The organism is Rhizobium sp. PP-CC-3G-465, assembly GCF_004343445.1.
Taxonomy (GTDB): Bacteria; Pseudomonadota; Alphaproteobacteria; order Rhizobiales; family Rhizobiaceae; genus Ferranicluibacter; species Ferranicluibacter rubi.
The window spans coordinates 243,867-268,116 of record NZ_SLYH01000004.1 but is presented as its reverse complement, the minus strand read 5'-3'; the positions used below and the strand labels follow the sequence as shown (position 1 = coordinate 268,116).

Sequence of the window (24,250 nt, the reverse complement as noted above, 5' to 3'; positions counted from 1 at the left end):
GGAGTGATCCGGCACAGCGCGTGCGGCATTCTGTCAAATGCGGATTAAAATAGAATAAAATACTTACAGTCCTTATGACCCCGGCATCGGCAACTGCTCCGTCCGGTGCGAGAGAATTTGACATTGCGGCGCAGGCCGGTTCCTGCCATTGCGGCGCTGTCGATGGCGTGTCCTCGTTCGTGGTTCGAGCTGGGGGTGCGCGGCTGGAGGGCCACATGGTTTTGGAGATCAAGGACAAGGGCCCGCTGACGGGTATCGCGCTGGCTTCGGCGGGCTATGCCTGCTTTGCCCTGCAGGATGCGATCGTCAAATGGCTGGTGACGGATTACGCGGTGCCGCAGATCCTGTTCTTCCGCAGCCTCGTGATCGTCGCCATCACCGGCGTGCTCGTCCGCGTTCGCAAGCACCCTTCTGCCTGGCAGAGCCCCTACCGGAAGACGCTGGTGCTGCGCGCCGCGCTGATGCTGGTCGCCTGGCTGCTGTTCTACAATGCGGCCCGCACGCTGGGCCTTGCGGAACTAACGACGCTCTATTTCTCGGCGCCGATCATGGTCATGTTCCTGTCGATCCTGATATTGAAGGAAACGATCGGCATAGGACGCTGGATCGCCTGTATCGGTGGTTTCATCGGCGTGGTCGTGGCCGCAAACCCCACCCACTCGCCGAACCTGCTGCCGGCGGCCATGTGCGTCGTTGCGGGTTTCTGCTGGGCCTGGAGCACCATTCTCGTGCGCCTCGTGAGCCGCAGCGAATCCACGCTGACGCAGATGTATGCGACGAGCCTCCTCTTCGGCCTTGCCTGCGCCCTGTCGCTGCCCTGGGTCTGGACCACGCCGGATGCGACGGGCTGGGGCTTGCTGCTGGCGCTCGGCCTCATCTCCACGATCGGGCAATACCTGCTCTATGACGGCTTCCGCTACGCCCCGGCCTCGGCCATCGCACCGATCGAATATACCGGCCTGATGTGGGCTTTCCTCTACGGATACCTGATCTGGACAGAGGTGCCGGCCGTGAACGTCTTCATCGGCGCCCTGCTGATCGTTGCGTCCAGCATCGTGCTCGTCTTCTGGGAGCGACGGGGACAAGGCCCCCGCCGCAAAGGCTCGCCGGCCTAACCCTTCTTGGCCAGCTGCATCAGCGCGACCTGCTGCTGCAGACGGCGCTGGGCCTGGTCGACCACCACGGCGACGATGATGACGATGCCCTTGATGACCATCTGCCAGAAGGAGGAGACGCCCATCATCACGAGCCCGTCCGACAGGATGCCGATGACGAAGGCGCCGATGATGGTACCCCCGATCGTGCCCCGCCCGCCGGACATGGAGGTGCCGCCGAGAACCGCTGCCGCGATGGCGTTCAGTTCGAACGAGTTGCCGGTGGCCGGATGCGCGGCCATGAGTTCGGAGGAGATGACGATGCCGACGATGGCGGCGCAGAAGCCGGAGAACATATAAACGAACATCTTTACCCGGTTGACCCGGATGCCCGACATGCGCGCCGCCCGCTCGTTGCCGCCGACGGCGAAGATCTGGCGGCCGAGCGGTACGTTCCGCGCGAAATATGCAGCGGCGAGCGCAACGACGATCAGGATCCAGATCGACACCGGCAGGCCGATGATACGGCCCGAGCCCAGGAAGCCGAAGCCCGTGGTGGCCAGTTCCGGCTTGCCGACGAGATTCGGGAAGGTCTGCCCGTCCGACGACAGCAGCGCGAGGCCGCGGGCGACATAGAGCGTGCCGAGCGTGGCGATGAAGGGCGCGACGTTCAGCCGGGTGATCAGCAATCCGTTGACCGCGCCGATCAGGATGCCGACAGCGAGCGTGATCAGGCAGACCTCGACGATGTTGAAATAGATCGTGTAGCCGATCTGCAGATCGATGCCGTTGAGGATCAGCCCGCCGGCCACCATGCCGCAGAGCCCGACGATGGAGCCGACCGACAGGTCGATGCCGCCGGTGATGATGACGAAGGTCATGCCCATGGCGAGAAACGCGTTCAGCGCCACATGCTTCGACATCAGGATGATGTTGGCCGTCGAGAGGAAGTTCGGCGCGAAGGCCGAGAAGAAGGCGATGACGGCGAAAAGTGCGATGAACGTCCGCAGCTTCATCAGCGTCAGCAGAAGCGATCCGCCGTCCGTCGCGGCTGCCGATGTGGTCGTGGTGGCCGTCGTCATGGCGCGATATCCCCGCTGGTCTGTGTCGATTTGTGCCCGATCGATGCCGCCCGCACGATCGCTTCCTCGCTCGCCTCCGCCCGGTCGAGAATGGTGGTGATGCGGCCATTGCTCATCACGGCGATCCGGTCGGACAGCGCCATCACCTCTTCGAGATCGGAGGTGGAGAACAGGATGGCGAGCCCCTCCCCCGCCAGCCGGCGCATGGTGCGGAAGACGTCGGCCTTCGCGCCGACGTCGATGCCGCGGCTCGGCTCGTCCATCAGCAGAACCTTCGGTTTTGTCATCAGCGCCTTGCCGATCACCACCTTCTGCTGGTTGCCGCCCGACATGGACGTCACATCGAAATCCGGGTTCGGCGCCTTGATGGCGAGATCCTTGATGGCCGTGGCAACGGCGGAGCGCTCGCGCTCGCCGGCGATGTGGAACTTGAAGCGCACGAACCGGTCGAGGCTGGCCAGCGTCAGGTTCGCGGCGATCGACAGCACCTGCACCAAGCCTTCGCGCTGCCGGTCCTCCGGGATCAACGCCAGCCCGCGCTTGATGCGCGTCGGGGTGTCGCGCGCGACGATCTCCTCGCCATCAATGAAGATGCGGCCGGTCGCGTGAGGGTGCTGCCCCATGACGCATTCGAAGAATTCACTGCGCCCAGCGCCCATCAGGCCATAGATGCCGAGCACCTCGCCGGCCCGCACCGAAATGGAGAGATGATCGACCGCAAGGCCTCCGGTTCGCCGCGCGAGCGAGATATCCTCGGCACGAAACGCTTCGCGACCCAGTTTGTGATCGACGGACTTTGCAAAATCCTTGGCATCCGAGCCGATCATCGAGCGGACGATCCAGCGGGTGTCGATGTCCTTGACCAGCGCCTGGCCGGTAATCTGCCCGTCCCGCAGCACGGTGATGTGGTCGCCGATGCGCATCAGCTCTTCCAGCCGGTGCGAGATATAGACGATGGCCACGCCCTGCGCTTTCAGTTCGGCGATCACCTTGAACAGAATGTCGACTTCGGCGGCCGACAGGGCCGAGGTCGGTTCGTCGAGGATGAGAATACGCGTGTCGAGCGAAAGCGCCTTGGCGATCTCGACCAGCTGCTGCTGGCCGATCGGCAGGTCCTCCACCATCGTCTCGGCATTGATGCCCGCATCCAGCCGGTCGAGGAAGATGTTGGCCTTCTCGACCTGCGCCTTGTGATCGATGCCGGTGAAACCGCGGAGGATTTCGCGGGTGGCGAAGATGTTCTCGGCGACGGACAGGTTTCCGAAGAGATTGAGTTCCTGAAACACCATGCCGATGCCGTGTTTCTGGGCGTCGGCCGGCGAGTGGAACTCGACCGGCTTGCCGTCGAGGAGAATACGCCCGAGGGACGGACGCTCGACGCCGGCGATCATCCGCATCAACGTCGATTTTCCCGCACCGTTCTCGCCGACGAGCACGTTCACCGCACCGCGGCGCAGCGACAGGTTGGCATTTCTGACCGCAACGATGCCGGAATAGACCTTCGTTACGTCCTCGAGCTGAAGGATGATGTCGTCTTCGTCTGCCATGATCAGCCGCCGATTGCCACATTGACGGGAGTCAACAAGGGCAGCTGCCCCTTCGCAGGCAGCGGATAGGCGCCGACAGCCTCGATCGTCTTCCCCTCCAGCCCCTCGCGCGGCAGAGCCTGCAATACCTGAGAATTCAGGTCAGCGTTGAAGGCCTTGCCGAATTCGGCCCACTGGATCTGGTTTTTGAACTGATTGAAGCTGACGAAATCGAGGCTGTCACGGATCGCGGTGCCCTTGATGACCGGCCCGATCTGGACCCGCACATCAGCCTTGCCGTCGCCGTCTATATCCGTGTCGAGATAGCCGGCGCGCGACGTGGTCTCGGCCTTGATCACGGTGCCCGAAATATTGGCAGCATAGGTCCAGGGAGCGTTGCCCTCCTTTTCCTTGTGGCCGTATTTGGCAGCCGCCGCATCGGGATCGGACGCGATCAGCGCGGCGACCTCGGCATAGGGGCCGGCTTTCGAGGTGAGATAGGGCACCACCTTCGGCGTCCAGAGCTCGGTCGCCTGCCGTTCGGGGTTGAAGCCGTCGCTTGCGGCCTCCGCGGCTTCTTCGGCCGTCGGCGTCTTGATGATCTTGCAGCCGGCCAGGACCATAAGCGTGGCCGAGGCGAGGCAAAGCGCGGCAGCGGCGGTGAAACGCGGCATTCCGTCAACTCCGGATGGGAAAAGGCGCGGGCGGCGCGTGTGAACGAGCCGCCCGCCTCAGGAGAGTGCGATCAATCCTTAAGCGCGAAGGTCTCGAGCTTGTCGGCATTGTCGGCGTTGATCAGCACGCAGTCCATCAGCTGCTTTTCTTCCGCCGGCGCCTTGCCTGTCTTGATGTAGGCGTCCGCCTGCTCGACGGCCATCTGGGCCTGCGCATAGGCCGGCTGCATCACGGTCGCCTTGATACCGCCCGCCTTGATGCTGTCGCGGACATCGTTGGAGCCGTCGAAGCCGACGACGATAACGTCCTTGCGGCCGGCAGCCTGAAGCGCTGCGATCGCTCCCATCGCCATCGTGTCGTTGCCGGCGATCACGCCCTTGATGTCCGGATTGGCCTGCAGGATGGTCTCCATCTTGGAGTAGCCTTCCGTCTGGCTCCAGTTCGCCGACTGCTGTGCCACCATCTTCAGGTCGGGATATTCGTCGATGATATCGTGGTAGCCCTTGGAGCGGATGCCGGCGTTCAGGTCGGCCTCGCGACCGAGCAGCTCGACATAATTGCCCTTCTCGCCCATCAGCTTGACGAACTCTTCGGCGCCGAGCTGGGCACCCTGGTAGTTGTTGGAGACGATCTGGGAGACGGCGACGCCCGTCGCGTTGATTTCGCGGTCGATCAGGAAGGACGGGATCTTAGCGTCCTTCGCTTTCTGCACGGCGGCGATCGAGGCTTCCGAACCGGCATTGTCGAGAATGATGGCCTTGGCGCCGCGGCCGATGGCCGTGTCGATCAGCTGCGACTGCTTGTTGGCGTCGTCGTCGTGCACGAGAACCAGCGTTTCGTAGCCGAGTTCCTTGGCCTTGGCTTCCGCCCCGACAGCTTCCGCCTTGAAGAACGGATTGTCATGGCTCGGCGTGATGATCGCGATGAGATCGGCCGCGTAGGACGGCATGGCCGTGCCGAGGGCGAGAACGCCGGCAAAGGCGGCAAGGGTCAGTCTGCGTGCGAGTTTCATATAGTTCCTCCCAGGTGTGTGTTCAACAAACCCGCCTCCCTGCGGGTCCGTGTTCCTCGTCGGACGGGCCCGCCTTGAAGCAGAACCGTCGTGATCTCGTGATCAGGTGATCCGGCGAATGCTCTCGGCGATTTCCTGCGGTTCAAAGACATTCTTCCAGTCGTCGCGCATCAGCGCGGGAATGCCGAACTCGATCGCCTTGTTGCAGGCATCCGAGAACACGCCGTCGACTTCCTTGAAGATGACGGCGCCCAGCACGTTCATGTGGCCGAGCAGGAAGTCGCGCGCCGCCTGTTCCGGCACGCCGCGCTTCACGCATTCGTCCAGCGCCTGGCTCATAACGACGAGCAGCGAGGCGCAGACCGTTTCCGACAGGCCGGGCTCAAGGATCGCCATCTGCTCGACCGTCACGCGGTGCGAGCGCATCACCGGCGCCCAGATGGTCTTCGCCACCTCTTCGCCCAGCGCATAATGCTCTTCCGGCCCCTGCATCAGCGCCGAGACGATGTGCTGCTTGGCGGCGATGCCGCCGAAATGGTCCTTCTTCGCGGCCATCTCGGTCTCGTCGTTGAAGATCGGGGGGTGGCAGGGATGGGTCACGAAATAGGTGATGTCGGCGCGCTCCGGCAGATGGCCCGCAAAGGGTGCCGCGGCATCGAGCACGACGACCATGGTGCCCGGCGCGAGCTTATCGATGATACCGGAGGCGACCTTGCCGATGGCCGTATCCGGCACGGCGAGAACCACGACTTCGGCGCCGTCGAGCGCCTCCTCCACGGGCAAACAGGTCAGGCCGAGATCTGCCAGCAGCCGCGCGCGTCCGGCGTCGCTGACCTCCACAGGGCGAATGTCGAAGCGCGAGCCGATGAGGTTGCGCGCGAGCCGCGTGCCCATTTTTCCGCCAGCGCCGAAAAGTGCGATCGATGTCATGTGTCTTGATCCCGTTTTATCAGACCATCTAAAGGAAACTGGTATAATGAGTCAATGATCATTTCACATGATGTCGAAGAACGGTGTTCGACGGAATGTGCATTCCCTTGTCCTTTACGCAGGCGGTCCGATCCGGCTAGATCGTAACAGGCCGGCAGATGCCTTGAAGAGACCGGATGTTGCGGTGATCAGCGTCTCGCGTTTCGTGCCGCACATCATTCTGGACGAATGCCATGCTTGTGTTTCTCGATTTCGAAGCGTCCTCCCTCGGCAAGAAGAGCTATCCGGTCGAGGTTGCCTGGGTCTTCGAGGACGGAACGTCGCGCGCTCACCTGATCCGCCCGACGCCCGATTGGACGGACTGGTCGATGAAGGCCGAGCGCATTCACGGCCTCTCCCGCCGTCGTCTCCACCTGGAGGGCACGCCTGTCGCGGACGTCGCGCGCGATATGCTGGAAACGCTGGAGGGGCATGCACTCTACGCCAGCGCCCTTTCCTGGGATGGGAAATGGCTGAGCGTGCTGCTGCGCGCAGGGGGCCTGCCGCGCCATGCGCTGAGGCTCGGAAAATCCGACGATGTCTTTCTAGAGCATGCGAGGGAGATCATGGATGGCACGTTCACCCGCCGCGAGATCGCCGATTTCGTGAAGGGCATGATCGAGAGCACCGAGCCGACCCAACCCGCGCACAGGGCGCTGGCGGATGCGACGCTGGAGCACACGCGATGGCTTGCCATCCGGAAGGCGGCCGCAGAGGCCGTTAGCGAGCGCGGGAACGCTTCAGGCTAGGCATCGTGATCAGGCGACCGCACGTGCCGCCGCCGCGCGTAGCTCAGCCGGCCTTTCGCCCTCGGTAAAGACGCGATTTCTGCCGGCCGTCTTTGCGGCATAAAGCGCGCGATCCGCACGGGCCATGACGTCATAGATGCCGAGATCACCGCCGCGCGACGCCGCAACGCCGAAGCTTGCGGTCACGGCGCCGACGCCAATCCGCGACCAGTCGGCCGATCCGATCCGCGCATGCATCGCATGGGCCACCGGAAGAGCGGTATGGAGTGCGATGCCGGGCAGGAAGAGCACGAATTCCTCGCCACCGAACCGGGCGAGCACGGCACCTTGCGCCTGCTCCAGAGCGAGAATGCGCGCAAGCTCGGCGATGACCGCATCGCCGGCGGCATGACCGTACCGGTCGTTGACCCGCTTGAAGTGGTCGATGTCGCAGACGATCACGGCGCCCGCGATCGTCTTCTGGCCGGACAGCCTGTCGAAGCCGCGGCGGTTGAGGAGCCCCGTCAGCGGATCGCGCTCGGCCACGTCCTTGTAGCGATCGATGACCTCCAGCGTCACGCAGCCGAGCGCCGCAAGCGCCAGCAAAATCCCGATCACGGTGCTCGTCGTCTGCATCAGGAATGCATAGGGCGACAGCAGGAAGGTCTCGAAGTCGCTCGGATTGCGGTTGAGCACGGTCATCACGATGTTGCGGACGAGCGAATCCGCGACGAGCAGAAAGACGATGGCGACCAGCAGACGCTCCGCCGCACCCCGCGCATGCCGCATGACGGCAAAGGCAGGCACGACGAAACAAAGCGAGGTCACGAGATCGTTGGCCGCCAGCGCCAGCGTCGGGTTTTCAAGGATGAATGTCGACACGACGGAAGCGAGCATGCCGGTAACGACGAGCAAGGCCCTTGGCCAGACAGGCAAGTGCCGGCGGAACTGGGCTAGAAGGCCCTGCCCGTAGAAGCTCAGCGCCAGCAGGAACAGCGTATCCGCCACCACGGAGCGAAACAGGCCGGGAATGGTCTCCGGCAGGATCGGCATGATGAAGCCGAGAGCGGCAGAGAGGTAGCCGACGCCCCACCAGGGCGCGGAGCGGGGCTCGTGGCGCCCGACGAACAGGAACGTCAGTCCAAACGCGCACAGAATGACCGGCAGAAGAAATGCAAAATGATCCATGCCAGCCCCGTTGCTGATGCTTCTCAGGCGCCGGATTGCCTTGCACGCCGCGTGACCCGCTCGCCTCGCGGCAGGGCACCCACCCACCCACCCCGGGCCTCGGACGGACGCGCGCCCGTGCGTCGAGGCGAACATTAAATTCCGCGCTTTAACAGGGGGTAAACATATTCCCCTGTCCCCAGATTCCGCGACATGAGCCTCGTACTTCTAAACGAGCATGTCGCGGACGAGGCGGCGGAGCCAGGCGTTGAAGGTCGAGTGATGCGCCCGCTCGTGCCAGAACAGGAAGACGGGCATGGCGCCGAATTCCTCGGGCGCATCCACCACGGCGATATCCGACAGCGCGGCAAAATGATCCGCGAACGGCTTTGACGTCGTGAAGACGAGATCGCTGCCGGCGAGCACCATGGGTACCAGCGCATATTCCGAGAGGCTGGCGCGGATGCGACGCTGCAGGCCAAGTTCGGCAAGGTGTCCGTCGATGGGGCTGACGGACGCGCCGTGCGGTGGGTTCGGCGACAGGTGCTCGAGATCGAGGTAATCGTCCATGGATATCGCGGACGCACCGGCGAGCGGATGACGTCGGTCGAGCATGCAGACGGTCCGGCACTCGGTGATGGTCTCTCCGCGCAGGTTGCGCGAGGCGGGCTGGCGATGGGCGAGCACCAGATCGACCTCGCCGGCCTCCAGCAGTTGCTGAAGCGCCGCCATGCTCGGCATGGGCAGCATTTCCAGCATCATATGCGGCGCGACCTGCCGCAGATGCCGGATAAGCCGGGGAACGAGGAAGGGGCCGAAACTCGTCGCCGCGACGATCCGCACCCGCCTCTGCGACGTCGCCGGATCGAAATCCGCCTCGCGTCCGGCAAGATGGTCGATGTCGTCGAGGATCCGATCGACCAGCGTGACGAGGTCCTGCGCCCGCGGCGTTGGCGCAAGGCCGGTGCCACTGCGCACCAGAAGCGGATCGCCGGTCATGGCCCGAAACCGGCGCAAGGTCAGGCTGACGGCCGGCTGGCTCAAACCATGGATCGCCGCCGTGCGCGAAACGCTGCTTTCCGACAGCAGGGTCTTCAGCACGCGAAGCTGACGGATGTCGAGTTCGCCGCGGGTGCGCTCGCCGACCTCCAGCGCGTCGGTCGCCGTTTTGATGCCGCCTGCCAAGCTGTCTCCTCCTCCGGCACGTCCTGCCTCGAAAAATCTAGAACGATGCCATCGCCTTTGCCACCTTCGCCTTGAAAGCTTCAAGTTCGGCCGGACCGTTGCCGTTCATATTATAGAGCGCGAGATAGCGCACCGGCCTTTTCGGGCGGAAGATCGCCCACAACACGCGGCGGGCAATTTTGCGCGGCGGATCGCCGACGAGCATGGCGCGAAAGCGCGGGCCGCCATAGGTGGTGATGACGGCGACCGATTTGACGTTGTGGAGGATGCGGACGAGCTTGCCCTTGTCGCCGGCCGACATGGTGAACGCCACGCCGGGAACGAACACGCGGTCGAAGAAGCCTTTCAGGATCGCCGGCAGGCCGAAATTCCACACCGGGTGCACGAGCACCACGGCATCCGCCGCCCGGATGCGCGCCACATAGGGCGCGATGTCAGTGGTGATGTTGACGGCTTCGTCATGGTAGTTCAGCCGCTCCTCGCGTGAGAGAACCGCGTCGAAGCCGTCATCATAGAGCGAGAGCAGATCGACCTCGTGCCCCCGCGCCTCCAGCGCCTGCCGGGCGACATCCCGCAATTGCGCGCTGTAGCTGGTTTCGACCGGATGGGCGTGGATGAGAAGGACGCGCGCCATGGCTCAGGCCGCATCCACGCTTTGCAGCCCGGCAAAGACCCAACTGCGCTTCTGGTTGAAGTCGTAATCCGGGTTTTCCCAGGCGACCATCTTGCCTGGGTTCAGCAATCCCTTCGGATCGGCCTCGCCCTTGAAGGCGAGCTGGCCAGCGTCGGTCTGCTTCATGCCGCCCTCCTCCAGCGTGTAGCGATGCGGATTGAAGACGAGGCAGCCATTGTTCTCGTGAATGGCGATGATCTCCTCCAGCCGCTCTTCGCTGGTGAAGCGGACGATCGGCAGGCCGGAAAAGACGATGCGCCCGTCGAAGCGGATCATTTCCAGATGTAGCGGCATCTCGTCGCCAAGCAACTCGTGGATGCGGCGGACATGCTCGAAATCCGGATACTGCGTCTGCAGATAGGTGATCGACGGATCGACCTTCAGGCCCCGCATCGTCGTATGGTTCCAGCAAAGCTCGTAGACCGGCGGAAACTGGCGTTTTTCCTCGGGCGGCACCGTATCCGACCGGAAGACAAGGTCGCCCTTGTGGTGCGCGGTGAGCAGCGCCAATGCGTCCATGGCGTGGGGTGCGGCGATAACGACGACGAGCGAAGTATCGCGTTCAAAGAAGCGGCGGTAGTGCGGGAAGTAATCGTGCGCCACGGGTGAGGCGACCACCGCGATCTCCTTGGTGAGAATGCCGTCCTGACGCGCCAGCGCCTCGGCAAACCGGGTGGCGGCCATCACGTCGGGGAAGCCGACGAGGCTGTCGATCCAGTCATAGGCGGCCGTCAGCGGCAGGGTGACATCGGTGATGATGCCGTTGGTGCCGTAGGCATGCGCGACCTTGAGGATGTCGGCGCCCTCGATCTTCAGCACGCGCGGCACTGCCTCGCAGGTGACGACCGTCAGGCCGAGAATGTTGCCAAGCGCCCGCAGACCGCCCCAGCGGATGGACCCGACACCGCCGGACCCGCCGGCAACGAAGCCGCCAACGGTGGCGGTGCGGTAGGTGGAGGGAAAGAACCGGATCTCGCTGCCATGCGCCACGCGCGTCTGCTGGTCGATCTTCTCGAGGATGACCCCGGTTTCCGCTTTCACATGGACGGGGCTCGTCTCGATGATGCGGTTCATCTCGGCAAGGTTGAGCACGACGCCGCCGGCCAACGGCATGGCCTGTCCGTAATTTCCGGTGCCCGCGCCGCGCGGGGTGATGGCGATGCCGTGGCGGTGGGCTGCGGCGAGAACCTCGACGACCTCGCCTTCGGATTTCGGGCTGACGATGAGATCGGCCGTGACGTGATCGAGCTGGCGCTTGAGGACCGGCGAATACCAGTAGAAATCGCGGCTCTTCTTCTGCACCAGCTTCGGATTGTCTTCGACCGCGATGGAGCCGATGTCGTTGCGGAAAGCGTCGAGCGTCATGATGTCACTCCGAGAAGGGTGTCGAGGTCGCGATAGTCGGGAAGTTTGGCCGAAATGACCTTGCCAGCGCGGATGACCGTGCGGTCGGACTGGGGCCGCGAGAAGAGTTCGCCGGGCGTGCGGGCCCGCACCACGACGAGGTCGGCCGGCGCGCCCGCCTCCAGCGTCGCGCCATAGGCAAAGCCGCCGGTTGCCGCCGGGACAGCGGCGACCGCGGAGAACCAGTCGGCAAGCTTCTCCTCCGGGTGGTCCAGATGGCCGATGCGCACGCTTTCGCGCAGCACTTCCAGCATGTCGAGGTCGCCATAAGCGTAGAATGGATCGCGCGTATTGTCGGAGGCGAGCGACACCGCGACGCCGGCCGCCTTCAGTTCGCGCAGCAGCGTCACCCCGCGCCAGCGCGGCGTCTCCTCCGGTCGACGGTCCTGAAGGTAGAGATTGCACATGGGCAGCGATACCACCGCGATGCCGGCCTCCGCCACGCGGTCGATGGTCGCCTTTGCATCCTCGTGGGCGAGGATCGCAAGCGAGCAGCAATGTCCCGCCAGCACGCGGCCGGAGAAACCGGTCTCGATCACGCGATCAGCCAGCAGCGACAGGCTGCGCGAAGCGGTATCGCCGCTTTCGTCGATATGGAGGTCGAGGTCGAGACCATGGCGGCCGGCAGCGTCCACGAGGTTGGCGATCGCTTCCCCGGCCCGGTCGAAGACGGAAATCGCACCGCCTAGAGATCCGCCAGTTGTCTTGACCGTGCGGGCCAGCTCTTCGACCAACGCCTTGTCGAGCGCATGATCCGGCCCGCAGAGCGCGGTTGCCTGGAGCTCGATGCGTCCGGCCCACTCCTCCCGCTTCCGCGCGAAGACCGGCCAGGAAATCCCGTTTTGCGGCGGCGCGGAATCGAGATGCGTCCGGATAGCCGCGGTGCCGTGCGCATAGGCGCAGCGCAGGGCGAACTCCATGCGCGCCTCGACGTCGCCAGCGTTCCAGTTCGCCACGCGATCGGCTGATACCGCGTTGAGCGCGCCCATGAAGGAACCGTCCGGATTGGGCCTGCGCGGCGTGATGTGGCCCTTGTCGAGATGGGTATGCAGATCGACGAAGGCGGGAAGGACGATGCCGTCGTCGGCCTCCAGCACTGTCTCGCCGTCCGCAGGCACGAGCGTGCCGGATGGGGCGATGGTGTCGATCACGCCATCCAAGAGGCGAATATCGACGGCAGAAAATCCGGTTTTTCCGGGCACGCGGCCCTTCCGGATCAGATGTTTGGTGGAAGCTGTGTCATCCGTCATGTTCGTCAATTCTCCCGCGCGAGCGCGCTTTCGTGCCAGCGGCGCAGCGACAGCCAGGCGACGACCGATGTCAGGGCGAAGATGGCGACGCCGGTTGCCGAGAGGAGGACCAGCGCCGCGAACAGTCGGGGAATATTGAGGCGGTACTGCGCTTCCAGCAGCCGGAAGGCGAGGCCCGAACCGGCCCCGGCAGAGCCCGCCGCGAACTCCGCGACGACAGCCGCGATCAGCGACAGGCCACCGCCGATCTTCAGCCCGGTCATGAAATACGGCAGGGCGGCCGGCAGTTTCAGGAGGCGCAGTTGCTGCCAGCGGCTAGCGCCGTAGAGATCGTAAAGATTGAGAAGGTTGTGATCGACGCTCTTCAGGCCCTGCACCATATTGGACAGGATCGGGAAGAAGGCGACGAGGAAGGCGCAGATCATGATCGCCGCCTGCGTCGAGGAGACATAGACCAGTATCAGCGGCGCGATGGCGACGATCGGCGTGACCTGCAGGATGACGGCATAGGGGTAAAGCGCGAGCTCAACCCATTTCGACTGGACGAGCAGAACGGCTAGCACCGTGCCGCCGATGAGTGCGAGGATCAGCGCGGAAAATGTGATGCGCAGCGTGACGAGCAGGGCCGGATAGAGCGTGCCCCAGTCCTTGACCAGCGTCTGCGCGACGAGGCTTGGCGCTGGCAGAATGTAAGGCGGCACAGCGTTGACGCGGACATAGACCTCCCAGGCGAGCAGGGTCAGTCCCAGCATGATGGCGGGGACCGCCACCTTAAGCAGCCGGCTTCGGCCGAGGCCGGGTGTTTCATCGGAAGATGCGGAATCCAGAACCGCTTCCATATCAGGCTCCCTCGCCGGCTGGCGCATACATCGCGCTGACCAGCGCCTGCGACACCGATCGGCAGAGATCGCCATAGGTTTCGGACACGCGAAAACCCTCGTCCTTCTCGCGACCTTCCGGGCGCGGCAGCATCATATCCGCAACGACACGCCCGGGCCGCGCGCCCATGACGGCGATGCGGCTGGAGAGATAGGCGGCTTCGAAAACGGAATGCGTGACGAACACCACGGTCAGATCCTTCTCGCTCCAGAGACGCAGCACATCATCGTTCAGTTTCTGCCGGGTGATCTCGTCGAGCGCGCCGAAGGGCTCGTCCATCAGGAGGAGCTTCGGATCCGTCACGAGGGCCCGGGCGATCGACACCCGCATGCGCATGCCGCCGGAGAGTTCCCTTGGGTAAGCCTTGGCGAAATCCTTGAGGCCCACGGTTTCGAGCGCCGCCATCACCCGGTCGCGGGCCTCGCCCTTGCCCATGCCCTTGAGGCGAAGGGGCAGAAACGCATTGTCGAACACAGGCTTCCACGGCATCAGCGTCGGCTCCTGGAAGACGAAGCCGATATCGGCATCCGGCCGCCCGTCCCGCCCGATCCGCGAGGCCGGCCAGTCGACCATGCCCTGCGACGGGCGTCCGAGACCCGCGATGATCCGCAGCGCGGTCGACTTGCCGCAGCCGGACGGTCCGAGAAGACTGACGAACTCGCCCTTGCGGATGTCCATCGTCATGCGCGAAAGCGCGAGTGTGCCGTTGGAGAAGCGCTTGGTGACGTCGCGAAGCGACACCACGCTGCGGGGCGATGCGGCGACCGGTGCCGGTTCGGCGCCGTCCGGATTGCCGGAGGAAACGGCCTGCTTCATCGGATCAGGACTTCTTGAGGTCCATGCCCACCTTCTTGCATGTGAACTGCAGCGTGTAGGATTTCTTGATGTCGAGATCCTTCTTCACGACGTCGATCGCCGCCATCTTGTCGTAGAAGTCCTTGTAGTGCGCATCCGTCATACAGCCGATCCCGCCCTCCTTGGCGTCGCCGGATTCCAGAACGTCGAATTCCTTCATCTTGGCGAGCGAGAAGGCCAGTTGCTCGTCGGTCATCTCGGGATTGTCGGTCTTGATCAGGGCGTTTGCGGCCTTGTTGTCGGCATGCATGTAGTTATACCAGCCGATGGCCGTGGCATCGACGAAACGCTGTACGAGGTCCGGGTTCTTTTCCACCAGCGCCGTCTGGGTCTCGATCGTCGTGGAATAGGGATCGTAGCCGGCATCTGCGAGCAGGAAGACCTTCGGCTTGAAGCCGGCCTGACGCTCGATCTCGAAGGGTTCCGACGTGATGTAGCCCTGCTGGGCTGAGGCTTTGTCGGCGAGGAACGGGCCGGGGTTGAACTGGTAGGGCTTGAACTGCTCGTCCGAGAAACCCTTGAAGTTGGCCTTCATCCACGTGAAGTAGGTGGTGAAGCCCTCCTTGCCCATGAAGATCGTCTTGGCCTTGGCCAGATCCTCGAAGGTCTCGATACCGGCATCGGGGTGCGCGAGGATGCCCTGCGGATCCTTCTGGAAGATGGCGGCGACCGTCACGAGCGGAATGCCCTGCGCCACGGCATCGAACGACCCGAGCGTGCCGCCCATGTAGAAATCGATCTGGCCGGCGATCAGCAGATTGCGATTGGCCGCCTGCGGTCCGCCCTGCCGGATGGACACATCCAACCCGTATTTCGCATAAGTACCGTCGGCGATGGCTTGATAGTAGCCGCCGTGCTCGGCCTGGGCGAGCCAGTTCGTGCCGAATGTCACCTTATCGGCCGCGAGCGCCGGCGCGGCGGCGGAAAGGGCCAGGGAAAGAAGGAATGCAGAGACGGGCAAGTTCGGCATGGCGACAGGGTCCTTCTTGGGCCGGGAGCGGCGGAATAAGTTGAGCTGATGAAAGGTGTGGTAATCGGCTTTCTAATGTGTACTGTATCAGCGGAATGCGATGATACTAAAAGAGGCATGCACAATTGCAAGGCATTTTTTCGGAAATCTCCACATCTTCATCCGCGCTGAAACCAGCGCATCGTCCCATCTCCGTCTCGGGCATCGCGCCGCCTTTGGCGGCCTACAGCCATGGGGTCGACGTCACTCCCGGCGCCCGGCTCGTCTTCTGCTCCGGGCAGTTGGGTCTTGGGGCCGACGACATCGTACCGCCGGACTGCGAAGGGCAGGCGGAGATCTGCTTTGCCAATATAAAGGCGATCCTGGCAGGTGCCGGCATGAGCCTTGCCCATGTCGTGCGGATCAACGCCTATGTGACCGGCCGCGAACACCTGGCGCCCTACATGCGCGTGCGCGACCGGCTGTTTGCAGAGCATCCCCCCGCCTCGACCCTGATGATCGTCAGCGGCTTCACACGTCCGGAATTCGTGGTGGAGATCGAGGTCGTTGCCGCTGCGGTCGAGACCCCATTGGCAGAAGAGGAACCGAGACCATGAGCGGGCAGCGCAAGGTATGGTGGGGCGATTTCGCGACCATGGATTTTCAGGATATCGACCCGATGGAGACGATCGCGCTCCTGCCGATCGCGGCAACGGAGCAGCACGGGCCCCATCTCGGCTGCGGTACGGATGCAACGATCGCGCGCGGCATGTTGAAGACGCTGATCCCTCTCCTGCCCGGAGATCTCGACCTGCGCATTCTGCCGATCCAGTCGGTTGGAAAATCGAACGAACATCTGCATGCGCCGGGCACGCTGACCATCCCGGCGACGGTGCTGATCGATCATTGGCTTGCCCTCGGGCAGTCGGTTGCCCGTGCGGGCATCCGCAAGCTAGTCATCGTCAATTCCCATGGCGGCAACGAGGAGGTCATGGGCATCGTCGCGCGCGAGCTCCGCGTGACCGCAAACATGCTGGTCGCAAAGACCTCCTGGTCGCGCTTCGGCAAGCCGGACGGTCTGTTCTCGGATGTAGAAAATCGCTTCGGCATTCATGGCGGCGATGCCGAGACGTCCCTGATCCTGCACTTCCGGCCGGAAGCCGTCGATATGGAAAAGGCCGAGGATTTTCCCTCGGTCGTCGCCGAGGACGAGGAGAATTTCGCGCTGCTGCGCGCCACCGGCACGCATGCTTATGCCTGGATCGCCAGCGACCTCAACCCCACTGGCGCGGTCGGCGAGGCGGCACAGGCGACGAAGGAGAAGGGTGAGGCTCTGGCCGCGCATCAGGCTCAAGGTCTGGTCACGCTTCTGAAGGATGTGCGGAAGGCGCCTTTGCCGGGCTCGCGATAATCTTGATGACGCCGGCCGTGGACGAACGTCCCTCTCTCCGAACGTAGAAACACCGGCGGGGATTGCTCCCAGCCGGTGTCGGTCTTCGTGTCAGGTCGATATTTTAACGCAGCAATTAGTTGCGTGCGATTCCGAGCTTGTCGATGGTCGACATCAAGAGATCAGCGCAGGCCTTTGCGGGCTCATCGTCGGCGCATTTCAGATCGATCTTTACGTCGTCCGTCTCGACGCGGTAATGCGCAGCCTTCGACGGCGGTGGCGGCGGGCGATGACCCTCGGGGCCGCGCGGCCCCTTATCGCCCTTCCTGGCCTCTTCCGGGCCACCCGGCGGGGGCGGCGGCGGGGTCATGGCGTCGGCAGCGGCGGGAGGGGCCGGCGGCGGCGGGGGCGTATCCTGGGCGACCGCTGCGCCTGCAGCGAGTGACAGGGAAAGGCCGGCGAGAAGAAGAAGGCGCTTCATAGGAAATCCTATTGTTGAGTGGCCCCCGACAACGCCTCATTCGCATCTTTGTTCATGTACCATACCCTGATGTAGGCATGATTTTTCTACCCGTTCCGTTCGCCAGCCCGCAGCAAAGCCGCGGGCTGGCGGAAAGAGCGTCACGCCTGCAAGGCGCGCTCGAACACCCGCGTCAGGCGCTCCGCGAAAGCGCGGGGGTCGGACGGCTTGTCGCCATCGAGCACGCGTGCCTGATCGAGAAGAAGCAGTGCGGCATCCTCCTTCAGCGCGGTACCGTCCGCCTTGGCGGCAATCGCCTTCACCAGCGGATGCGCCGGGTTGATCTCGAGGATCGGCTTCGCCGAAAGCTCGAGGCGGCCGGCCCCCTGCAGGATCTTCTCCATCTGCCGGTCATAGCCGCCTTCGGATGCGACCAGGCAGACCGCGCTTTCCGTCAGGCGGTCGGAGGCGCGAACGTCGGAGACTTCTCCGGCAAGCTTCTCCTTGGCATAGGCGATGAAGGTCGCGACATCGGCGGACGGCGCGCTGTCTGCTTCGGCCTCGCCCTCCGGCTTGGCGAACTGTGCGAGATCGGCTGCACCCTGCGTGATCGACTTGAAGGCCTTGCCCTCGAACTCGCCGGCCGTCATGACCCAGAAGCTGTCGATCTGATCCGTCAGAAGCAGAACCTCGATCCCACGGGCGCGGAAACCTTCCAGCTGCGGCGAGGCCTTGAGCTGCTCGACGCTGTTGCCGGTGAGGTAGTAGATCGCCGACTGCTCCGGCTTGGCGTCTTCGACATATTGCTTGAGCGAACGGCTCCCCTCGCCGGCTGCCGTCGTCTTGAAGCGGGCCAGCGACAGGAGCTGCGTGCGCCGTTCGCCATCCTCGTAAATGCCTTCCTTGAGCACCGCGCCAAAATTTTCCCACACCTTCGCGAAAGCCTCGGCGTCGCTCTCCGCCAGCTTTTCGATGGCGGTGATGATGCGGCTCGTCACGCCCTTGCGGATGGCCGACAGGATCGGGCTTTCCTGAATCATCTCGCGCGAGACGTTCAGCGGCAGATCGGCGGTATCGACCAGACCGCGGACGAAGCGCAGGTAGCGCGGCAGCACGTCAGCTTCGTCGGTGATGAAGATGCGCTTGACGTAGAGCTTCATACAGCCCTTGCGGTCCGGATCGAACATATCGAACGGCTGCGCACCGGGAATATAGGCCAGCGTCGTGTATTCGTGCCGGCCCTCGGCGCGGAAATGCACGGTCACGGCAGGCTCGTCGTACTGGCCGGACAGGCTGCGGTAGAAGTCGGCGTGGTCCTCCTTGGAGACCTCGTTCTTCGCGCGCGTCCAGAGCGCCGTGCCGTCCGTCAGCGGCACAGGCTCGGCGCCGGGCTTCTCGATGATCGAGATCGGCACGGGCACATGGCCGGACTGCTCCTTGACGATCCGCTCGACGGACCAGCGCGAGGCATAGGTCTTGGCGTCTTCCATCAGGTTGAGCGTGATACGCGTGCCGCGCGCCGGGGCGTCCGTGAGATCGACCGGGCTAACGGTATAGGCGCCCTGCCCGTCCGACGACCAGAGCCAGGCCTCTTCCGAACCGGCACGCCGCGAGACCACATCCACCCGGTCCGCGACCATGAAGCAGGAATAGAAACCGACGCCGAATTGGCCGATCAGTTGTGCGCCCTCGCCCGCCTTATTGGCCTCGATGCGCTCCATGAAGGCGCGCGTGCCGGAGCGTGCAATCGTGCCCAGCGCTTCGATCAATTCCTCGCGGTTCATGCCGATGCCGTTGTCGTCAACGACGAGGCGAAGGTTCTCCTCGTCCAGCGTCAGCGTGATCCGGTTGTCGGCATCGCTGCCCAGAAGGTTCGGCGCGGCGATCGCCTCGAAACGCAGCTTCTCGCAGGCGTCGGCCGCATTCGAGATCAGCTCGCGAAGAAACACGTCCTTATCCGAATAGACCGAGTGCACCATCATATGCAGAAGGCGCGACACGTCGGCTTCGAAAACATGGTTCTCGGTGGGGCGATCTGCATCAAGGTTCGTCATCTGTCATCTTCTCCGTCATGGTCGAATGTCGAACGACCAGTTGGCGAAGATTTCGTGCAGATTCAAGAGGCTCGGCGCGTTACCAGCCAAGTCGTCGGGGAAAAATCACACGTACGGCGTCCCGGGGCGGATACCCCGGGACGCCGTACTGTCTTTCGTCAGCGATCACGGCCGCGGCGATCTCTTACGGCTGCGGCGGCCGCGATACGTCTTCGCCGGCGGCAGGGGCACCGGCGCCCATATCAGGCGCAGGGCCCACCTCGGGTGCGGGGCCATCTTCAACGCGGGGACCCGCATCGGCGACAGGGCCTGCGGCCGGGCCGGGACCGGCGTCGGACCGCGCATCAGGCCCGCCCTTCGGGCCGCCTTTCGGACCCTTCGGGCCATCGGCACCAGGGCGCGGTCCATGGCCGTGATGCGGCGGCTTGCCGGCCGGGCCGAGCGCCTCGATCTTGCCGTCCGGATGGACGAGGAAGCTTGCATGCAGGAAGCCGTCATCGAAGCGCCCCTGCACACTGATCTCCTCGTTGACCGTCACGAGCTTGCCGTCCTCGCCGGACGGGCCGGTCTCGACCAGTGCGCGGCCGCTGGCATCCTGAAGGACGAACTTGTTGCCGAAGATCTCGGCAACCTTGCCCTTGATGGTGACGAGGTCGCCATCCGGCAGGGTGGAAATAGCGACCGGCGCCATCGGTGCCATCTCGACGCTCGGCTTGGCAAGCTTCATGGCACCTGCACCGCCGGCAATGCCCAGGGCCAGAAGGGCGACGGCTGCGACGCCGGTAAAGGCCAGCCGCGACGAACGCCTGCGGTGCGGCGGTACGGTGCGGTCGGTTGCAACATGGGGGGCAGCCTGATCGGCGGTGGCTTTGATTTCTTCGTTCGACATCGTGTTCTCCTGTCGTGTTGACGAGACCCTTCTAGCAAGACCCTGCCACCGGCAGCCTGAACCCCGCGGTTCAGCTTGCGTTAAGCCGCAGCGCCCTATGTCCTCCTCCAGGATCAGCGAGAAACGGGATGCCATGAGAGTTCTTCTTGTCGAGGACGACGCCGATCTCTCCCGGCGTATTGCCGCCAGCCTGCGAACGGAGAGCTTCGTGGTCGATATCGCCACCAATGGCGAGGACGCGGAACATGCCGGCCTCACAGAGATCTTCGATGTCGCCGTGCTCGATCTCGGCCTTCCCCGCAAGGACGGCATCTCCGTGCTCAAGGCCTGGCGGGAGGCGGAGCGGGGATTCCCGGTGATGATCTTGACCGCGCGCGACGGATGGCCGGACAAGGTCTCCGGCTTCAAGGCGGGTGCCGACGACTTCATGACCAAGCCGTTCAAAGTCGAAGAACTCGTGCTGCGCCTGCGCGCGCTCGTCCGCCGCGCCACGGGCCATGCGTCGTCGCTGGTCACCTGCGGACCGCTCGTGTTCGACGCGCAGCTCGGTACCTTCCAGCTGGAAGGCCTGCCGCTGAAGCTGACAGCGCTCGAATGGCGCGTGCTCTCGTGCCTCATCCTGCGCAGGGAAGTGATCGTCGATCGGCGGGAGTTGATCGAGCGGGTCTATGAAGGGGACGCGGAGGTCGATTCCAATTCGATCGAGGTCATTATCGCTAGGCTGCGCCGCAAGATCGGTGCGGAGCGGATTGAGACCGTTCGCGGTCGCGGCTACATGCTGACGGCCGCTCCATGAAGCTCCCGTCTCTCCCGTCGCGATCGACCATCTCCGCCCGACTGCTGATCTTCTCGACGCTGTTCGTCACGGCCACCCTGATCGTCGCCGCCGTCATTCTCTGGCTGATCGTCGCCGGCGTCGTGCGCGAACAGATCGACCAGCGGCTCGACACCCAGATCGACGCGTTGCGCGGCACGCTGGTCGTCAATCGGGATGGCTCGCTGGCGCTCGGCGCCTCCCTCGATGGGCCGCCTTTCGACCGCATCGGTTCCGGGTGGTACTGGCAGGTGACGGGAGACGGTGCGCCGATCACCTCGCTGTCTCTCGCTGGCCGCGCGATCGACAGCCCCCCGCGCCCCATGCCCGGCCGGCATCGCCCCGGACCCGACGATCCGCAGAAGCGCGTGGAGGCTGCCGATGACCGGGGCATGGATCTGCACATCCGCACGGTCGAAGCCCGCATCGGCGACCGGACGCTCGAAATCTCGGCGACGGCGCCGCAAGCGGCGCTGAACGACCCTGCCCGGCGGGCGCTATTCTGGCTCGTGCCGGCCATGGTGGTTCTGGGAATCAGCCTCGTTCTGGGCACCCTGCTGCAGGTGCGTTACGGTCTGCGCCCGTTGAAGACGCTCACACAGGATATTGCCGGCGTTACGGAAGGCTCGCGCGAGACGCTGCCGGACGTGGACGCCGAGGAATTGCGGCCGGTGGCAAACGAGATCAACCGGCTCGTTGCGGCGAACCTCCAGCGCCTTGCCGACACCCGCCTGCACTTCGCCAACCTCGCCCATGGCCTGAAGACCCCCGTGGCCAGCCTTTTGCTTGCGCTCGACGATCGCAACGATCCGGACGGAGAAATGCGCCTGCTGGTGGAGCGGATCGACGAGCGCATTCGCCATCACCTCGCGCGGGCCCGCAAAACGATGTCCGGCGCGGGCATGGGTGCCTCGACGGCCCTCGACGCCAGCCTTGCCGATCTCGTGCAGATCCTCTCCCGCATCCATGCCGAACGCGGACTAACCGTCACCTGCGCCGTCCCTGACAATATCTCAGTCGCATGCGCCGCCGACGATCTCGATGAAATCCTCGGCAACCTGATCGACAACGCCTGCAAGTGGGCGCGCACGACCGTCGTCATTACGGCTGCTATCGAGGGCCGTATGGTTGTCATCGGCATCGAGGACGACGGGCCCGGGATCGTCGAGGACAGGATTGCCAACGCGTTTCTGCCCGGCATCCGCATGGACGAGACAGTTCAGGGCGACGGGTTCGGGCTGACGATCGCGCGTGAGGTCGCCGAACTCTACGGCGGCGGCATTATCCTCGCGAACCGCCCCGAGGGCGGCCTGAAGGTCAGCCTCAGTCTGCCCCGCGCCATGTCCAGGCCAGTGCTTTGACGGTGCGCGCAGGCCATGCCGATGGCTGACGCGGGCGCGTGTGGAACTTCGCTCGCAACCGCTCGTTAAAGGGCATATCGAACCCAAGGAGTGACCATGGCAAACCAGAACGATATTTCCCCGGCTGTACGGTCTTTGCAGAACGAGCAGGGCGACCGCGAGCGCCGCGGCACGGACAGCGATCTCGACAAGGCGCTGGAAGATACGTTCCCGGCCTCGGATCCGGTTGCCGTTTCCTCGACCACCGGCGACAACCACAGCAGCCGTTCTTACCGCCGACCGTCCGCCTCGTCCGATGTGAAGGGCTCGCTCGACGGGTATCTGGCCGACATCGAAGGCCGAATCCGCGAAAAGCCGCTTGCCGCAGCCGCCATCGTCGCGGGGCTCGCCTGGCTCTACGGTCGCACGCGCTGAATTCTTCTACGTAACATTCATCGGACAGGCAGGCTCAGGCCTGCCTGTTTCGTTTCGGAATATCGTAAGGTCCCGCAGGTTCGGCAAAGCCGACACGGTTTCGACCCTCTCTCTTTGCTTGATAGAGCGCGGCATCCGCTTCCGAAACCAGGCGATGAACGCCATCGAGCGGCCGCTCGGCCAGGTGGGATACACCGATACTCGTGGTCAACGAAATACGCCTTCCATTCTCGCTCAGCACCTCAAGGGCCATGATCTCCCCACGCACACGCTCGGCAAGAGCGGCCAGAGCCTCACGGTCCCGCCCGGACACGACGGCCACGAACTCTTCTCCGCCGTAGCGGCCGACATGGACCCCGTCCTTTTCTTCGAATCGCTGCAAAGCGGCGGCAACCGCCACGAGGCAGGCATCGCCGGCATTGTGGCCGTAGGTGTCGTTGATCGCCTTGAAGTGGTCGAGGTCGATCATCATGACGCCGAGATCCGGTCCGCCGGATTTCGCCGCTTGGAACGTGGCATCCAGAACGCCTTGCAACGAGCGCCGGTTGGCGAGTCCTGTCAGGCCATCGCGGTCGGAGAGAATCTTGAGAAGGGTGTTGGTGCGCGAGAGATCGCTCGACAGCGCGCCGTAGGCTTCCACCGCGTCGGCGATGGTTGCGAGTTCATGGAAAATCGGCGTTCGCGGGGCCGCGCCCTCGGGATTGCCGCTGCTGATAGCTTCGAGCCGCGCCACGGCCGCGCCGATCGGCGCCATGACATGGCGGCTGACGACCCATAGCGTCACGACGAGGAACAGCACCGGCAGCGTGAGGATCAGGGTCCAGCCGAGCTTGACCTCGCGCGCGGCACTGCCGATGGTCGAGGCCATGCTGTCGGCCAGCGCCACCGCATCGGTCGCCAGCGTCTCGCTCAGGCGGTCGGCGGTGAGGATGGCACGCTGGTAGGCTTCCGCACTGGCCGTATCCGTATTTTTGATCTGCGTCTCGATCTCCGCCGTCATCTCGGCACCATCGGGATCGCGCAGCTTGCGGGAGGCCTCGCGCGTCGACACGATCACCTTCACGGAGGCCGCAATGTCGCGCGCGCCGTCGATCAGCGTCTGGTTTTCGTCGAGCGTGAAGCTCTGGCAGAGCGTCTGCAACTGCAACTGGATCTGCCGCTCGATCTTGCGGTCGTGAGCAAGGTAGACCGAGCGGATGAGCGAGGCTGCCCGCTCGATCTTCAGCGCGTTCCGGTTCTGGGACAGGATGAGTGGGATCTGCTCTTCGCGAGCCGTCTGCGCGTCCCGCTCGATGCCATTCAGGAACCGCACGGAGTAGGTTGCCGCAATCCCCGCATAGAGGCAGACCAGCAGCAGGGCGACCCTGCCGACGATCCGCATCGATATGCCATGCCGGGGTTTGCGCAGAAAGGTCATGGA

23 protein-coding genes and 1 pseudogene are annotated in these 24,250 nt (G+C 64.1%); 7 read left to right on the top strand and 17 right to left on the bottom strand.

Features of this window, described 5'->3' with window-relative positions; translation table 11 throughout:
• Positions 1-215: 215 nt before the first annotated feature.
• Entirely contained in the window at positions 216-1,115 is a 900-nt protein-coding gene (locus tag C8J33_RS17260; RefSeq protein WP_110801259.1) for a DMT family transporter, read from the top strand.
• Here the strand turns inward: C8J33_RS17260 and C8J33_RS17255 are convergent.
• The 5 genes from C8J33_RS17255 to C8J33_RS17235 all read right to left on the bottom strand — a co-directional run bounded on the left by C8J33_RS17255 (position 1,112) and on the right by C8J33_RS17235 (position 6,319).
• On the bottom strand, positions 1,112-2,176 hold the full coding sequence (locus C8J33_RS17255) for an ABC transporter permease (protein ID WP_110801260.1): 1,065 nt from the start codon (positions 2,174-2,176) through the stop codon (positions 1,112-1,114). The two genes, C8J33_RS17260 and C8J33_RS17255, sit on opposite strands and share 4 nt — an antisense overlap.
• Positions 2,173-3,723 (bottom strand): sugar ABC transporter ATP-binding protein, encoded by a 1,551-nt coding sequence (locus C8J33_RS17250; protein WP_422038495.1) that lies wholly within the window; start codon positions 3,721-3,723, stop codon positions 2,173-2,175. The genes C8J33_RS17255 and C8J33_RS17250 overlap by 4 nt, the downstream gene beginning before the upstream one ends.
• Before the next feature lie 2 nt (positions 3,724-3,725).
• Positions 3,726-4,376 carry a DUF2291 family protein gene (locus C8J33_RS17245; RefSeq protein ID WP_110801262.1) on the bottom strand — a complete coding sequence of 217 codons (651 nt, stop codon included), beginning with the start codon at positions 4,374-4,376 and terminating at the stop codon, positions 3,726-3,728.
• 71 nt (positions 4,377-4,447) lie between these two features.
• Complete coding sequence (locus C8J33_RS17240; protein WP_110801263.1) at positions 4,448-5,389, bottom strand: D-ribose ABC transporter substrate-binding protein; 942 nt, start codon at positions 5,387-5,389, stop codon at positions 4,448-4,450.
• A 102-nt stretch (positions 5,390-5,491) separates the two neighbouring features.
• Positions 5,492-6,319, bottom strand: coding sequence for a phosphogluconate dehydrogenase C-terminal domain-containing protein (locus C8J33_RS17235; RefSeq protein WP_110801264.1), 828 nt, complete (start codon positions 6,317-6,319; stop codon positions 5,492-5,494).
• A 233-nt stretch (positions 6,320-6,552) separates the two neighbouring features.
• Between C8J33_RS17235 and C8J33_RS17230 the strand changes: the two genes are divergently transcribed.
• Entirely contained in the window at positions 6,553-7,107 is a 555-nt protein-coding gene (locus C8J33_RS17230; protein ID WP_132664972.1) for a transcriptional regulator, read from the top strand.
• Between the two features lie 9 nt (positions 7,108-7,116).
• Here C8J33_RS17230 and C8J33_RS17225 read toward each other — a convergent pair whose 3' ends face one another.
• From C8J33_RS17225 to C8J33_RS17190, 8 genes are all read right to left on the bottom strand, one after another.
• Positions 7,117-8,274, bottom strand: a complete 1,158-nt coding sequence (locus C8J33_RS17225; RefSeq protein WP_165910688.1) for a GGDEF domain-containing protein — start codon at positions 8,272-8,274, stop codon at positions 7,117-7,119.
• A gap of 207 nt (positions 8,275-8,481) precedes the next feature.
• Positions 8,482-9,438, bottom strand: a complete 957-nt coding sequence (locus tag C8J33_RS17220) for a LysR family transcriptional regulator (protein ID WP_165910689.1) — start codon at positions 9,436-9,438, stop codon at positions 8,482-8,484.
• Between the two features lie 37 nt (positions 9,439-9,475).
• The gene (locus C8J33_RS17215) at positions 9,476-10,072 is read right to left on the bottom strand and encodes an NAD(P)H-dependent oxidoreductase (RefSeq protein WP_110801268.1); all 597 of its coding nucleotides are present in this window, start codon (positions 10,070-10,072) and stop codon (positions 9,476-9,478) included.
• A 3-nt stretch (positions 10,073-10,075) separates the two neighbouring features.
• The gene (locus C8J33_RS17210) at positions 10,076-11,479 is read right to left on the bottom strand and encodes an FAD-binding oxidoreductase (RefSeq protein WP_422038538.1); all 1,404 of its coding nucleotides are present in this window, start codon (positions 11,477-11,479) and stop codon (positions 10,076-10,078) included.
• Positions 11,473-12,765: a cytosine deaminase gene (locus C8J33_RS17205; protein WP_110801270.1), complete on the bottom strand. Its 1,293-nt coding sequence runs from the start codon at positions 12,763-12,765 to the stop codon at positions 11,473-11,475. Before C8J33_RS17205 ends, C8J33_RS17210 begins: the two co-directional genes overlap by 7 nt.
• A gap of 5 nt (positions 12,766-12,770) precedes the next feature.
• Positions 12,771-13,604 carry an ABC transporter permease gene (locus tag C8J33_RS17200; protein WP_245420111.1) on the bottom strand — a complete coding sequence of 278 codons (834 nt, stop codon included), beginning with the start codon at positions 13,602-13,604 and terminating at the stop codon, positions 12,771-12,773.
• Position 13,605: 1 nt separating this feature from the next.
• The gene (locus tag C8J33_RS17195; RefSeq protein WP_110801272.1) at positions 13,606-14,460 is read right to left on the bottom strand and encodes an ABC transporter ATP-binding protein; all 855 of its coding nucleotides are present in this window, start codon (positions 14,458-14,460) and stop codon (positions 13,606-13,608) included.
• A gap of 4 nt (positions 14,461-14,464) precedes the next feature.
• Positions 14,465-15,469, bottom strand: a complete 1,005-nt coding sequence (locus C8J33_RS17190) for an ABC transporter substrate-binding protein (RefSeq protein ID WP_110801273.1) — start codon at positions 15,467-15,469, stop codon at positions 14,465-14,467.
• Positions 15,470-15,657: 188 nt separating this feature from the next.
• Between C8J33_RS17190 and C8J33_RS17185 the strand changes: the two genes are divergently transcribed.
• Both C8J33_RS17185 and C8J33_RS17180 read left to right on the top strand, forming a co-directional pair.
• The gene (locus C8J33_RS17185; RefSeq protein ID WP_110801469.1) at positions 15,658-16,065 is read left to right on the top strand and encodes a Rid family hydrolase; all 408 of its coding nucleotides are present in this window, start codon (positions 15,658-15,660) and stop codon (positions 16,063-16,065) included.
• On the top strand, positions 16,062-16,859 hold the full coding sequence (locus C8J33_RS17180) for a creatininase family protein (RefSeq protein ID WP_110801274.1): 798 nt from the start codon (positions 16,062-16,064) through the stop codon (positions 16,857-16,859). Before C8J33_RS17185 ends, C8J33_RS17180 begins: the two co-directional genes overlap by 4 nt.
• Before the next feature lie 115 nt (positions 16,860-16,974).
• Here the strand turns inward: C8J33_RS17180 and C8J33_RS17175 are convergent, their stop codons facing one another.
• From C8J33_RS17175 to C8J33_RS17165, 3 genes and pseudogenes are all read right to left on the bottom strand, one after another.
• Positions 16,975-17,319 (bottom strand): hypothetical protein, encoded by a 345-nt coding sequence (locus C8J33_RS17175; RefSeq protein ID WP_110801275.1) that lies wholly within the window; start codon positions 17,317-17,319, stop codon positions 16,975-16,977.
• A 140-nt stretch (positions 17,320-17,459) separates the two neighbouring features.
• Positions 17,460-19,352 carry a molecular chaperone HtpG gene (gene htpG / locus C8J33_RS17170; RefSeq protein WP_110801276.1) on the bottom strand — a complete coding sequence of 631 codons (1,893 nt, stop codon included), beginning with the start codon at positions 19,350-19,352 and terminating at the stop codon, positions 17,460-17,462.
• Positions 19,353-19,767: 415 nt separating this feature from the next.
• A pseudogene (locus tag C8J33_RS17165) lies at positions 19,768-20,241 on the bottom strand (hypothetical protein); the annotation flags it as partial.
• A gap of 133 nt (positions 20,242-20,374) precedes the next feature.
• Between C8J33_RS17165 and C8J33_RS17160 the strand changes: the two are divergent.
• From C8J33_RS17160 to C8J33_RS17150, 3 genes are all read left to right on the top strand, one after another.
• Complete coding sequence (locus tag C8J33_RS17160) at positions 20,375-21,037, top strand: response regulator (protein WP_110801277.1); 663 nt, start codon at positions 20,375-20,377, stop codon at positions 21,035-21,037.
• The gene (locus C8J33_RS17155; RefSeq protein WP_110801278.1) at positions 21,034-22,416 is read left to right on the top strand and encodes a sensor histidine kinase; all 1,383 of its coding nucleotides are present in this window, start codon (positions 21,034-21,036) and stop codon (positions 22,414-22,416) included. Before C8J33_RS17160 ends, C8J33_RS17155 begins: the two co-directional genes overlap by 4 nt.
• 96 nt (positions 22,417-22,512) lie before the next feature.
• Positions 22,513-22,830, top strand: a complete 318-nt coding sequence (locus C8J33_RS17150) for a hypothetical protein (protein WP_110728832.1) — start codon at positions 22,513-22,515, stop codon at positions 22,828-22,830.
• A 34-nt stretch (positions 22,831-22,864) separates the two neighbouring features.
• On the opposite strand, the gene C8J33_RS17145 is transcribed toward C8J33_RS17150, so the two are convergent.
• Entirely contained in the window at positions 22,865-24,247 is a 1,383-nt protein-coding gene (locus tag C8J33_RS17145; RefSeq protein ID WP_110801279.1) for a GGDEF domain-containing protein, read from the bottom strand.
• Positions 24,248-24,250: the final 3 nt, after the last annotated feature.

Coding starts and splice junctions, on each gene's coding strand:
- C8J33_RS17155 (WP_110801278.1), top strand. CDS start 21,034: ATGAAGCTCCCGTCTCTCCCGTCGCGATCGACCATCTCCGCCCGACTG.
- C8J33_RS17255 (WP_110801260.1), bottom strand. CDS start 2,176: ATGACGACGGCCACCACGACCACATCGGCAGCCGCGACGGACGGCGGA.
- C8J33_RS17250 (WP_422038495.1), bottom strand. CDS start 3,723: ATGGCAGACGAAGACGACATCATCCTTCAGCTCGAGGACGTAACGAAG.
- C8J33_RS17230 (WP_132664972.1), top strand. CDS start 6,553: ATGCTTGTGTTTCTCGATTTCGAAGCGTCCTCCCTCGGCAAGAAGAGC.
- C8J33_RS17240 (WP_110801263.1), bottom strand. CDS start 5,389: ATGAAACTCGCACGCAGACTGACCCTTGCCGCCTTTGCCGGCGTTCTC.
- C8J33_RS17175 (WP_110801275.1), bottom strand. CDS start 17,319: ATGAAGCGCCTTCTTCTTCTCGCCGGCCTTTCCCTGTCACTCGCTGCA.
- C8J33_RS17245 (WP_110801262.1), bottom strand. CDS start 4,376: ATGCCGCGTTTCACCGCCGCTGCCGCGCTTTGCCTCGCCTCGGCCACG.
- C8J33_RS17260 (WP_110801259.1), top strand. CDS start 216: ATGGTTTTGGAGATCAAGGACAAGGGCCCGCTGACGGGTATCGCGCTG.
- htpG (WP_110801276.1), bottom strand. CDS start 19,352: ATGACGAACCTTGATGCAGATCGCCCCACCGAGAACCATGTTTTCGAA.
- C8J33_RS17190 (WP_110801273.1), bottom strand. CDS start 15,469: ATGCCGAACTTGCCCGTCTCTGCATTCCTTCTTTCCCTGGCCCTTTCC.
- C8J33_RS17180 (WP_110801274.1), top strand. CDS start 16,062: ATGAGCGGGCAGCGCAAGGTATGGTGGGGCGATTTCGCGACCATGGAT.
- C8J33_RS17215 (WP_110801268.1), bottom strand. CDS start 10,072: ATGGCGCGCGTCCTTCTCATCCACGCCCATCCGGTCGAAACCAGCTAC.
- C8J33_RS17150 (WP_110728832.1), top strand. CDS start 22,513: ATGGCAAACCAGAACGATATTTCCCCGGCTGTACGGTCTTTGCAGAAC.
- C8J33_RS17200 (WP_245420111.1), bottom strand. CDS start 13,604: ATGGAAGCGGTTCTGGATTCCGCATCTTCCGATGAAACACCCGGCCTC.
- C8J33_RS17145 (WP_110801279.1), bottom strand. CDS start 24,247: ATGACCTTTCTGCGCAAACCCCGGCATGGCATATCGATGCGGATCGTC.
- C8J33_RS17205 (WP_110801270.1), bottom strand. CDS start 12,765: ATGACGGATGACACAGCTTCCACCAAACATCTGATCCGGAAGGGCCGC.
- C8J33_RS17195 (WP_110801272.1), bottom strand. CDS start 14,460: ATGAAGCAGGCCGTTTCCTCCGGCAATCCGGACGGCGCCGAACCGGCA.
- C8J33_RS17160 (WP_110801277.1), top strand. CDS start 20,375: ATGAGAGTTCTTCTTGTCGAGGACGACGCCGATCTCTCCCGGCGTATT.
- C8J33_RS17225 (WP_165910688.1), bottom strand. CDS start 8,274: ATGGATCATTTTGCATTTCTTCTGCCGGTCATTCTGTGCGCGTTTGGA.
- C8J33_RS17235 (WP_110801264.1), bottom strand. CDS start 6,319: ATGACATCGATCGCACTTTTCGGCGCTGGCGGAAAAATGGGCACGCGG.